This window comes from Streptomyces sp. SM10, from assembly GCF_002910915.1.
Classification (GTDB): domain Bacteria; phylum Actinomycetota; class Actinomycetes; order Streptomycetales; family Streptomycetaceae; genus Streptomyces.
Genome location: NZ_NEUF01000015.1, coordinates 1 through 13,198 on the forward strand (window position 1 = coordinate 1; position 13,198 = coordinate 13,198).

The window sequence follows — 13,198 nt, forward strand, 5'->3', positions numbered from 1 at the left end:
GGCCCGGCTGCGTCTGCGCGCCGGGGCGCCGCCCGCTCAGCTCATGCGCCTGAACGGACTGCCCGGCGACCCCGGCGACCGTGACGCCCTCTTCGCGCCGCCGCCCGTGAACACCCGCCCCGACGCGCCGGATCCGAGCGCGGAGGCCCTGGAAGGCCACCTGCGCCGCCACCTCGCCACCGCCCCCTGGGGACCGGAGGCCGACCGGGCTTTCGCCGAGTGGGCCGCGGCCGCCACCGGCACCACCGTCACCCTGATCGAGGAGAACGGCATTGCCCACACCTACGCCGGGCCTTCCCCCGACAGCCCCTCCCTCCGGCTCCGCCGACGGGGAGGCGACATCGTGCCGCTGCTGCCCCGCACCCCGGCGCCGGAGCCGAGGACGGCCAGGACGCCGGACACGAGCAGCACCGACCCGACTCCCGTGCCTCCGCGGGACCCCGCCGCCGTTCCGCCGCCCCCCTCACCCGGGTCCCCGGCCGAGGGCGGCCTTCCCGGCCTCACCGGCGAGGAGGAGGCGTACGAGCTGAGTACGCTCTCCGGCGCCGAAGCCGAAGCACTCGCACGCTTCCGCTTCACCGACGACGACGCCGGTTCGCTCGCGCAGTTCCGCTTCACCGACGACACCAGCGACTCCGACAGCGAGGACGACACCCCGCAGGCCACTCACGAGGTCTGGCTCGATCTCCTCTTCGGACCCGCGGTCCGGGACGACTACGCGCCGGCGATGCTGGTCGGCACGGCTCTGTCCCTGCGGGAACTCGCCCGGCGGAGCCCGCAGCCCCCCTCCGTGGCCGTCGGCGATCCCCTGCACGGTCTGGCCCGGCGTGTCCTGGGCCTCGACCCGGACACCGAGGTGAGCGACCGGCACCTTCTGCTGCTGGGATCGCTGGCCCTCAGCGCCTCCCCGTCCCAACTGGCCGACGAGGAAGCCCTCTCCGCCTACCTGACCAGCCATGACGCCGCCCTGGGCCGGAGCACCCGGCTCGTGTCCGACCACGGCACCGGCCGCAACTGGACCGGCACCGGGCCCGAGGTGCCGCCCCTGGACTCGTACGCGGTCGAGGGCGAGGACGGCCGGCTGAGCATCTGGCCCGCCCCGTGGCAGGGCGCTTACACGGTCCTCGCCCAGGGCGACGCCGACTCGGTCCAGCTGCACACCCCTCGCGGCACGTTCACGCTCGACGACCTCGGGGAGTTCGCCCGGATCATCGCGCGGGACCCGGCGCGGCCCGAGGGCGCCGACATCGTGCTGGTCGTGCCGCACGGCGACATCGCCTCCCTGGCCCGGCACGTCGCCGACCTGACAGGTGCCCGGGTCCGGTACTCGGAGCACGCCCCCCGCCCGTCGACCAACTGGCGCACCGGCACCGACCACATCACTCTGGGGCCCCTGGAGGAGGGCGACGACATCGGCGCGGTGTGGGCCTCCGTCCTGCCGGACCCGGACGACGGCAGCGACGGGGACGTCGCGGACCTCCTCGGTATGTACGGAGGCGATCCGGAAGGCGTCGACGCCCGTCGGGCCGAGCCGCTGACCACGACGGACTACGGCGTCGTGAACGGCCGCGACAGCGGTGTGCTCTTCCGCAGGCCTGGCGGGATCCAGGGAAGCTGGCAGACGCCCCGGGCCCTGACGGGCACCCAGGACGCACCCGAACTCGCCATGTCCGTCCAGGACCACCACGAGACCCTCGTCGCCGAGCGGCCCGTCCTGCGGATCTCCTCGGACCGCACGCTCGCGGTCGAGAACGGCATGTACGGGCAGCAGGTCTTCGCGACCGAGGAGGCCGTGGAACGCGCGCAGGTCAAGCTGGTCCGGGCGGGCACCGCGGTGCGTCTTCGGACCGACCACGACCTCAGCGTCATCCTGCCCGTCCCCGGCGGCGGCAGCAGGCAGCTGTTCCTCGTCACCCCCGTCTTCCTGACCCGCTCCGGCCAGTCCACCGAGGAGGTCTGCCGGGACTTCGCCGACATGCTCTCCGACACCGCCCGCACCTCGCACATGGTCTTCCGCGCCCCCGGCGCCGGCCCCGTCGTCACCGCCCCGGTCAACGCCTCCGACGGGGCCGAGGTCACCGGGACCCACCACCTCGCCGACGCGCTGGGCCACCTCGCGGACGGTGACACACAGCCGGACACGGCGGACCCGGCGTGGGCGGCTTCGCTCGTCCGCCGGGACGACCGCCCCACCGGCGGTGACGGCGGCCCGCTGCCCGGCCGCGCCTACGGCAGCGCGCTCAGCCTCGCCCTGGAGGACGACCCACGGCGCGACGCCCTGTCCGACGCCGCGAGCAGGATCGGGATCAACGAGCACGCGTGGGCCGACATCGGCGAGGGATACGTCGTGCAGTCCGTCGCCGCCTCCGGCGAGCAGGGCCAGCCCAGTCTGGAGCACAACTACGCCAAACCACAGGCAGGTCGCGGCGGTGGTCACTTCGGCTACCACTTCGTCACCGTGGTCCTGGCCAGCGAGGACGGCACGCACCAGATCTCCCTGGAGAACCACGCCCGTGCCTCCCAGCGCAACCACCGGCACCGCAGGGCTGTCCAGGCGAACCTGCGCAACCACGATCTGGCGGAGCTGCGGGAGATCGCGGCACGTCTGCGCCAGGAGATCGAAGGGCATCCGGACGAGGGCGCGGACGACAAGCAGCTGACGGAGGTACGCGGCTACCTCGACCTGACCCTCGCCCTGGTCAGGGCCAAGCAGGCGCAGACGGAGATGAACGCGGTGCCCGCCGGCTCCCCGGAGCGTGCCGCGGCCGAGAAGACACTGGAGGGTGCCACCCGCGCCGCCGCACTCCGCATCGGCCAGCTCGAACCGGTCATCGCCGGGAAGCACCAGTGGTACATGCGGATGTACGCGCAACGTCCGGGCGAGTCCGCCCACGACACCAACGCGGACCTGCTGGGCGACTCGCCCGCCGCCGAGGCCAATCCGCTCACCGCCGTCGTGCTCCGCGGCCAGCAGGCACTGCCGGTGGCCATCGCCTTCGACAAGGGGGCCCAGGGGACGCCCGAGAGCGCCGGGCACGCGCTCCGCCACCTCGCCAAGGTGGTGGCCAGGGCGGCCCTGTGGAACCGGACCAACGGCCTGCCGCTGCCGGACGTCCGGGTCACCGGCGTGCGCAGCGGCCGACTCGTCGGCCGGGACATCGCGAAGGTGCGTGCCGAGGCGGTCGCGGCCTCCTTCCGGCAGGAGCTCGCCACCGCGCTCGCGGACATCCAGGACGGCACACCGCAGCCGCACGTCACCGCCGACCGGTTCACCGTCGAGCCGGTCTCGGTACGCGAGGGCCGGACGTCCACCGGCGACGCGGCGTCGTCCACCGTGAACATCACGGTGGACGACCACCGGGGCGGGACCCGGCACGTCGCCACCCGTGGTCCGCGCGGCGCCTCCCGGCCTGGCGGCCTGCCGGGGGGCTCCCGGGACGACGGACTCGACCCGGTCGCGGAGCAGTGGCCGATCGGCCGCCAGGTCACCCTCATGCGGCCCCGCTTCGGCGGCGTCGCCCCGTTCGCCGTGGCCGTGGCGGACGTACCCGCCGCCACCGAACGGTCCGCCACCGGTCCGCCGCAGGACACCGCCACCGCGAAGGGCAAGGACCCGGTCCGCACGGCCGGGGACCCCGCCCCCGGCACCTCGGGCACGCGACCGAACCGGTGGTTCACCTACGCGCGTGCCGCCGAGTCGCGCGCGGAGCCCTTCTCCTACGAGGTCGCGGGCACCGGGCACATCAGGCTCCCCGACGGTCTGGAGATTCCGCCCGACGGGTGGACGCGCTTCGGCCACGACTTCGTCCACGCGGCGACGGGCGCGATCCTGCGCGGCGACAGCGGCTGGATCGGCCGTGTCGCGAACATGGACACCCTCGCGCCCGTGCTGGAGGACCTCGACCAGGAGGCCGCCCCCCACCGGGTCGTGGCGGACTCCTCGGCCCTGTACCTCGTGCCGGAGGGCGACGACGGCACGGCGCTGCGCATACCCCTGCGGGACGCCGCCCCGCCCGCGCCGCGTGCCCGCCTGGACGACCGGCCCCGCATCGTCGTGCGGTCCGCCTTCGACGTACGGCGGTTCACCCACGGCGGTGAGACCGTCACCGACCTGACCGTGCGGCTCGCCGTCCGTGACGGGGACGGGCAGACCGACACCGGCGCCGTCATGGCACGGGTGCTCCAGGGCGTGGAGGAGTTCTACAACCGGCCGGGCCACAGGCTGCCCGACGGCGACCGGCTGCACGTCACCGTCGAGCCCGTACGGCCCGACGGCGACCCCCACCTGACGGTCGATCTCGTCGGCCGTCACCAGCGGATGAACCAGCGGGCGTGGTGGGCCGACGCCGATCCGGCCGAGTTCGCGCACGAGCTCGCCCACCAGCTCTTCCTGCGGGACGAGTCGCGTGACGCGAGCAACCCGGACCGGCTCGACGCACCCGGCAGCCTGCTCGGAGCGTTCCGCGAGAAGGCCCCCGACGGCCTCGTGCAGAGCGGTCTGCGCCCGCGCCACCTCCAGCTGTGGGCCGCTGTGGCCGGCGAGATCACGCCGCACACCCCACCGGAGGGGGCGAGTTGGGCCGACGCACGGGCGGGCGCAGCCGCGGAACTCAGGGAACCGGTCTGGGTGGACCCCGTGTCGCTCCCCGACCCCTCCCCGCAGAAGGGGCCGGACGGGGCCGTGCCGCCTCCGCTTCCCCCCGGGGAGGCCCTGCCCGTACTGACCGAGGCGTCCGACGAGTCGGAGTCCGACACCGAGTCCGACGAGGAGGCCGAACCTCCGGTCTGGGCCGGCCGAGGCTGGCTCAGCACTCTGTTCGGTCCCCTCCTCGACCGTGTTCCCCGCGACCGGCTGCGGGAGACCTCGCAGGCGCTGTACGACCTCGTACGGGCGGAGACGGGCCCGAACCCGTCGCCGGTGGCCCTGCGCACCGGCCTGAGCCGCGTCACCCGGCACGTCCTGCACATGGCGAACGGCACCCGGCCGGACACCGCGGACCTCCTCCTGCTCGGCTCGCTGGCACTCGACGCCTCCTCGGACGACCTCGCGACCACCGACGACCTCGCCCTCTACTTCATCGACCGTCAGATCGAGACCGGACGGGGCGCCCTCGACGAGGCCACCCTGCTGCGCGACGGCGAAGGAAGCCCCGTCGGGCGCGACTTCACCGGGCCGGGAAAGCCCGCCCCCGAGACGGATTCCTACGCCGTGCGGGGCAGGGGCCGCGTCATCCGGCGGAACGCCCCGTGGCAGAACCCGTACCTGGTCGTGGCCCGTGGAGCCGGCCACGGTGTCGACATCGCCCTGCAGGGGCGGACCTTCCGGGTGGACAGCGCCGAGGAGCTGGCCAGGCTCATCTCGTACGACTCCGGGCGGCCCCGCGGCGCGGACATCGTCCTGGCGCTTCCCCCGCAGTACGCCGCGACCGTCGCCTCCCTCGTGGCGGGGACGACCGGGCGCCGCGTCTGGCACCCCGAGGCGCCGGTCGACGTGGCCACGCATCCGGCCGCCGGGACCCGCCACCTCATGCTGGAGCCGAACGACGGCGCCACCGGCGCGAGCTGGGCCGCCACGGACCCGCCCGAGGACGGCGGCCTGCCCGGGGCCCGCGACCTCAGCAGCGGGAGCGACACCGACAGCCCCTCCGCTCAGGACAGTGACGACGGCACGTCCGACAGCGACGGGGACGCGGAGTTCGACCGACTGGCCGACCAGGCGGTCCTCGAACGTCTGACAGAGGCCCGCCGCCCCCGGCCGCTGACGACGCGGGACTACGGCGTCATCGACCGCCACGGCACCGGCGTCCTGTTCACCCCGCCGCTCCCGCGTACCGTCGGGGAGGTCAGGGCCGGCACCGGCGCGGACGCGCCCCCGCTGGTCCTGCCGCGCCAGGACCACGGGAGCGTCCTCATGGCCGACCGGCCGCCCCTGCACATCTCCGAGGACCGGACACTGGCGACGTCCGCCACCGGCCGCGGCCGGCAGGCGTACGCCACCCGCGCGGTGATCGAGCGCTCCTCGGCGCGGCTTGCCGAGGCCGGGGCCGGAGTGCGGCTCAGGGCCGACGAGTCGGTGGGCGTGCTGCTGCCGGGGGAGGACGGCTCGTACGGCGATCCGCTCTTCCGTGTGGAGCCGGAGTTCCTGACGGCATCCGGCGGTTCGGAGTACGCCTTCACACGCGACTTCGCCCGCATGGTGGCCGGGGCCCCGGCCGCGCCCCTGTCCCACATCGCCTTCCGGGGCCCCGCCGGCGGCGTCCTCGCCACCGCCCCGGTGAACGGGATGCACGGCCGGGAGGTCACCGGCACCCACCACCTGGCCCAGGCCCTGGCCGAGGTCGCGGAAGGCACGGGCTCCGCCGCCGAGGTCACCCCCCGCTGGGCCGCGCGCCGGGCTGGCCGGGACACCCGCTTCACCGGGGGCGTGGTGGGCGCCCCCACACCGGGGGAGCGCTACGGCAGTGCCCTGAGCTACGAGCCCCAGGACAACCCGGCGCGGGCCCGGCTGGCCGCGGCCGCGCGGCGTATCGGCGTCAACGAATACGCCTGGGCAGGGGTCGGCGAGGGCTATCTGGTCCAGTCGGTCAGCACCACGAACTCCGGCGGCGCGCAGTTGTTCACGCACAACCACGCCAAGCCCGGAGACCGGGTGGGTCCGCACGCCCCCTACCACTTCGCCCAGGTGGTGCTGGAGGGCGAGGACGGCACCCACCAGATCACCCTGGAGAACGAGACCCACTCCGGGACCGAGATCCCGGCCGAGGTCCTGGACGGTGTCATCGACGAGAACCTCGACCGCTACGGCGAGGACGAACTCACCGCGCTGGCCACCGGGACCGAGCGCCGCCTCGCCGAACTGCGGCGTACAGGAGCGGACGAGGCCGAGATCTCCCGTACGGAGGGCTTCGCCTCGGTGGCCCGGGCCCTCGCCGAGGTCCACCGGGCGGAGCAGCTTCCCTGGTACTTCGACGAGGACCGCCCGGAACACGCGCTGGCCCTGCGTGAGGTGGCCGGGGCGCGCTCCCGCGCGAAGGAGCTGATCCGGGCGGCCGCGCCGGTGATCGAGAGCAAGGACCTCTGGTTCTTCCGCGCGTACAGCAGACGCCCCGGCGAATCGGCGCACGAGATCAACGCGGGCCTGCTGTCCGAGGAACCGCCCGCCGTCGCCAACCCGCTGACGACGGTGGTGCTCCACGGCCACGCGCCGCGCCCGCACCAGCGGACGGTCCACTTCGACGAGAAGCGCCACGAGATGCCCGCCGACGCCGGAGACACCATCGACGGCCTCGCCCGGGCGCTGGCGCGCGCGGGGCTCTGGAACCACGCCCACGGCCTGCCGATGCCGTCCGTCACCGTCACAGGGCACGGCAACCGCTCGCAGGCCAGCGGCCGGGCGCGGGCCGACGCCGTCACCACGGCACTCGCGGCCCGGCTGGCCCAGGTCCTCGACACCTTCCAGGCCGGAACGACCGGACCGCGCCTCGGCGTACGGGACTTCGGCCTCACGAAGACCGCCAAGCGGGTGCGCAGCGCGACCGGCCCCGCCCAGGGACGCGTCGTGACGATCGACGTCGACGACCACCGCCTGGTCACACCCACGCCGACCGGCCGCAGCACACCGGTCGGCGAATCGGCGCCGGCGGAGGAGCCCGCCGGGGCGCTGCCGACGTCCGAAACGGTGACGGGGGCCGGGCCCGTCCCGAGCACCGCACCTGTCACCAGGCCCGCGACTCCGGAGTCCGTGACCACGGCCGAGCGCGCGCGGTCCCGGCCGCCGGGCCGCTCCCCGCAGCCGAGCCCCGAGCGCAGGAACAGCGACGCACCCCCGTGGGTCATGGCGCGCATCCGCTACGCCGAGGAGTCGGTGGCCTTCGACCGGCGGCTGGGCGAGTACCTGGCCGAACACGACGCGGTCACCGCGGAGTTCCGCCGGATGGCGAGCGCCGCGTGGGCGGCGGCACGCCGGGAGCACCCGCGCGCGCTGGCGACGTTCGGCGATACCAGCAGAGCGAAGGCAGGCGTCGTCGGCACGTCCCGTGAGGCGCTCCAGCGCGTGCTGAGGAGCGGGAACCTGCGGGAGCTCGTGGCGTTCCTGTACGAGGGGATATCCAGCGACCTCGTGCCGGAGATGCTCGGCGGCGCCGAGGAACAGCATCCGTTGATCGCCGAGGAGCGGCCGAGCAGGCGGCAGCGCGAGGCCTACGCCGCGTTCATGCGGCGTGCTCTGGAGATCTCGGCGTCGGACAGGCCCGCGGCCGAGAAGGAGGCCGAGATCGCCGAACTGCAGAGGTCGGTGGTGACTCCGGCGGATCCGGACACCGCCCGGCCGCCGCTGAGCGAGGCGGAGCGCCGGTTCGCGGTCAACGAGGCCGGGCTGACCTGGACACCGGCGACGGCGGTGTACGACATCCCGCTGGACGCCGGATTCCAGGGCGTGTCCGAGGACTCGGGCGGTCTGGTGGCCACCGGCACCGCCGGATCCACCTACCGCTTCGTGCTGCACGCCGCCCGGATGCGTGAGAAGTGGGGCGTCGACCTCGACCTCGGCCTGATCCGGGCCGGGATGCTGGCAATCTCGCTGACGGTGGGTCACCACACCGCCCACGAGGTGATGCGCGGTGCCCAACTGGCCCTCGACGACGTGCCCGGCCACGACCCGGCCCTGGACTACGCGGACAACTGGGGCCGCTACTGGAACATCCACCCGCTCACCGAGCGGGAGTTGCGCGAGAACGTCGCGCGGGACGGGCTCTTCCCCGACGAGCACGCGCAGGCCCTGCTCGACGAGTCGGCCCCCCGGACCACCAGGGGCGACGGCACACGCGAGGGCGGAGCGGACACCCGCAGGGCGCTCCCGCACCGGCCGGGACCGGTCCCGGCCCTCCCCACCCGGCCCGCCACGGCCGGGCAGGCTCCTCCGCTGCCGCAGGGACCGAACCCGCCCGGCACACCCGCTCCCAGGGCCGCGGACGAGACCGCAGCCGCGTGGGACACCCACAGGAAGCAGGTGACGGATCTGGGCGAGGCCGCCGCCCGAGCGGCGGTGACGGAGCGGGGCGGCGACGGAGCCGCGACGGCCGAGGCCTGGGCCGGGGTCGACGAGGCCCGCGGGCGGCTGGAGCGCGTGGAGCGGGAGCTGTTGGCCCTGGGCGTCGCACCCGAGGCGCTGGGCACCGCACGGGCCGACGGCTCCGACGCGGATCAGGTCTCCCCGGTCGTCCCGAGGGACGCGGTCCGGCGCCGTTGGATCGCGGAACAGCTGGCGGAGGACGACCTGCCGCTCGCACTGCCGGGGCCCGCCGAGGGCGAAACGGTCGGCCAGGAGGAGCTGAGCGACCTGGGCGTCACGCTCTCCCCGGGGCAGCGGACCGAGATGGCCCTGCGCGGCGACGGCCGGCTGCCCGCCGGCGAGTTGCCGCCGCTGGACCTGCTCCGCGTGCGGATGGCGCGCCCCGGCGTGTGGTCGGAGCCGATGGACACGGCCGCGGCCCGCGCGTCACGGCGGCTCTGGTCGGGGGCCTACGCCGACTTCGCGGCCACCGCACCCGGCGACACGGGCGAGGCCCGCGCCACCCGTGCCTGGGACGCCGCGGTCTGCCTGGTGCTGCCGGCGGAGCCGCACGAGGTGCTCGCGGACTCCCGGTACGCGGGCGACGCCTTCCGCGACTCCGTACGCCGTGTCGCCGACCGCCTGCTGGGCGAGGGGAGCGGCACCGGGGCCGCGGCGGAACTGGCCGACACCCTCCGCTCCGGGCTGGGCCTGCGGCAGCGGTGGGCTCCACCCGCCATGTCAGCCGGCGCGGGGACGGAGCCGGCCCCCGCGACACAGTCGGGGACGGGCGCGGACCTGCCCGACCTCGACCTGCCGCTACTGGACCGGATCGACATGGACGATGTCGACATGGGCGCCCTCGACATGGACGACGTCGACATGGGCGACTTCGCTTTCGACGCCGACATGGCCGGTCCGGACTTTTTCGACGTGGACCTGCCCGACCTGGACATGACCGGTCCGGACTTCCACGACCTTGATCTGACGGGGCTGGACATGACCGCTCTGGACACCGGGGGCGGGCAGCCGGTGTTCGTCGCGCCGGCGGCCGCTTCCTCGGCCGGGCCGCTCGCCCCCCTGCCCCGGCTGAGCCTCGTGGACTACGGCCAGGGGGAGACGGGCCCCTCGGCCGCTGCGCGCACGGACATCGAAAAGCTGGCGTTCCGGGTGGCGGAGGCCGGCCTGCGTAACCGGCGTACTCGGGTTCCACTGCCGAAGACCGACATCGCCGGATACGGTGCCGACGCACGGGGGGCCGGCACCGCGCAGGAGCGGGAACGGGCTGCCAGGGAGCGGGGCGACCAGCGCGCACGGGCCGCGTACGACCTGTTCGTCGAGCTCCTGGACCAGTCGCTGCGCACCCTTCAGCAGAACCAGCCGGAGGGCCGACCGCGGCTGACCGCGCGGGACTTCACGATCACCTCGCGCGGACGTGCGCGTGTGCCCGGCCGGGGTGCCACCGTGGGCTCCGAGCCGGTGAGCCGCGCGGACCTGGGCCGGCAGGCCACGATCGCCGTCACCTCGACGGGCCACGCGGTGGCGGTCGAGGCCCTCGACGCCCTGCGCCGCGAGGACCCAACCCTGCGCGCCGGAGCGTTCGACGCCGACGCGTCCGCCCGGCGCATCCTCCGCCTGGAACCGCACGTGCTGGTCGACCCGGAGATGCGCAGGGACTTCTACACGATGGCCGAGCGGGCGATCGCAGCCGGCCGGGCCGCCGGCGCCGCCGAGCTGACGGCGTTCCACCTCGAGGAGGAGGGTGTGCTCGCGGCGGACCGGGCCCACCACGTCTCCGTGGGCGGCAACCGGGTGCCGGGCCTGAACTGGACCGGCCCCGACACCGCCGAACTGGACGGTCTCTTCGTCGACGACCTCGCTCCCGGCCCGTCAGGCGGATTCCTGCCCACGGGGGCCGCGGGCTTCTCACCGTGGCCTTGGGACACGACCCCGTACGCCGTTCTGGCTGACGGTGCCCACGACAGGGTGACGGCGCGGCTGCCCGACGGCACGACGAGGGACCTCGACGCCGACGACTTCGCCGAGCTGGTCGCGGCGGACCTGGCGCGGCAGGGCGTGCCGGTCACGGCCCCGATCGTGCTGGCCGTCCCCTTCGCGGGGGACCGGTACCTCGACCTGCCGAGAAAGCTGGCCGACCGCACCGGCCACACCGTCTGGGCGCACAGCGGCGAGGCGCGCCGCCACCCCGAGCCGACGGCTGCGAGCACCGTCGCCGTGATCCGCCGGGACGGGCTGCCGCACGGTTCCTGGGTCCCGGTGCGGCCCGGACTGGCGCCCGACGCCGACGACGCCGCTCCGTCCTGGCACCGTGACGTCCTGACCCAGCCCGTCGTCAGCGCGCTCACCGGGCAGCAGACCGGCCGCAGTCTGCACGAGCCCGGCGAACTCGCCGGGTCCCGCGAGGAAGACTTCAGCCGGCTCGACCGGATGACGCAGTACGTCCACTACAACCCCGCCACCGGCACGTACTCCGCCAAGCTCCCGCTGGAGGACCCGGGACCGAAGGACAAGGCGTACCACCTCGCGGGCCACGGTCTCCCGGGCCGCCTCGTGCTGCCTCTGGCGGACGGCACGTCGAAGCAGGCCGGCCGGCGCGCGGCGGGGGAGTGGCTCCGGCGCCGCAAGAGCCTGTCGAGTCTTCCCGAGGACCACTGGATCGACATGGTGGTCTGCAGCTCCTCGACGCCGCGGGACAGGGCTACGGAGGACCTCTCGCAGACCGGAGCCTCCTTCCCCGTGCCGTTCGCCGCCGATCCGCTCGCGGACGACGCGATCTCCCTGGGGCAGCACCTGGCGAACGTCACACGACGCACGGTCCGGCTCTCCTACGCCCTGCAGGGAGCGCACACATACGCGGGCGACCCCGTGCGGGTGCTCTTCACCGACGCCCGCGGCGACCGGTGGTGGTGGGACACCAGCCGCCCCGAGCCCCGCGACGCCGACCTGGACCGGCTGGCCCGTGCGGCGGGCTTCGAGGGCGAGCCGTCACCGCGCAGCCGGGCCGAGACGCTGCGCCTGGTGCGGGCCCTGCGGATGCTCTTCGGTCACGACGTGGAGGACGCCGCCGACTTCGCGGCCCTCATCCGCGGCGCCGGTGCGGTCGCCGCCATGTGGCACGCCGATCCGGACCTCGGCCGGACCGGACCGTTCTCGACGGACCTGCTGCGCCGGATGGCCGCCGCGCACCCCGAGGCCGGGTCCGGGGCGGTGGACCGTCAGGTCACCCGCCGTGTGCTGGCCGCGGCGGCGCAGGCACTGCAGCCGGGATCCGCCCTGCCCGTGAGCCGGTTCGTGGACCTGCCGCTGCTTCACACGGCCGCCCGGTGGCTCCAGGACACGACGGCGGTGGACGAGGCGGCCGTCGCCGCCCTGGACCTCTCCGGCCCCGGCGAGGTGGGCGCGGCCGAGCGGACACGGATGTTCTGGGCACGGGTCAGGGCCGAGGAGACGCTGAGCACGGCCCCGGACCTCCTGGTCAGCAGGGTGCTGCACCTCGACCCCGCCGTCGAGGTCGACGAGGCGCTGCGGGGTGACGCGCTGGCACTGCTGACCCGGGGGTTCGCGGTGGGCCGGACCATGGCCGACCCGGACGTGGCGGCGGCGTACGACCTGGAGGAGCGGGGCGCCTTCGACGAGCGGATGGCGTCCTCGGACACGGCACGCGTCACGAGCGGGGGCCGCGACTGGAAGGACGGGGCGGCCGTCCTGCCTGAACTGGCTCGCTTCCGGGCGCCCGGCGGGATCGTCGACGCGCCGTGGGCCGGGCAGGACGCGTCCGGCAAGGACAAGCCCGAGCCCTACCTGGTGCGGGCATCCGTGGACTTCCAGGACGACGGTCATCTCGACGTGAGCATCGACGGCGCCTCGTACCGGATCGCCGGTCCGGAGTTCGCCGAACTGCTCGCAGCCGACGCCGATCTTCGGGAGAAGGCCCTGACGACCCCCGTCCTCCTGATGTTCGACGGGCTCGGCGGGCCCGCGCAGGGGCTGGCGGACCTGGTCGCCCGGCGGCTGGGCCGGAGCGTCTGGTGGAGCCCGTTCCCGGTCGAGCTCTCGGTGACGGAGGCGGGCACCTCGGTGCCCGTGCTGGCCGACTCACTGGCCACCATGACCAGTCCGACGGCCGCC

At 74.8% G+C, this 13,198-nt stretch carries 1 protein-coding gene; it reads left to right on the forward strand.

Going from position 1 to position 13,198, the window contains the following annotated elements:
* Positions 1-13,198: lonely Cys domain-containing protein (locus B9S57_RS00800; protein ID WP_146057691.1), on the forward strand; the 13,198-nt coding region annotated here is incomplete at both ends.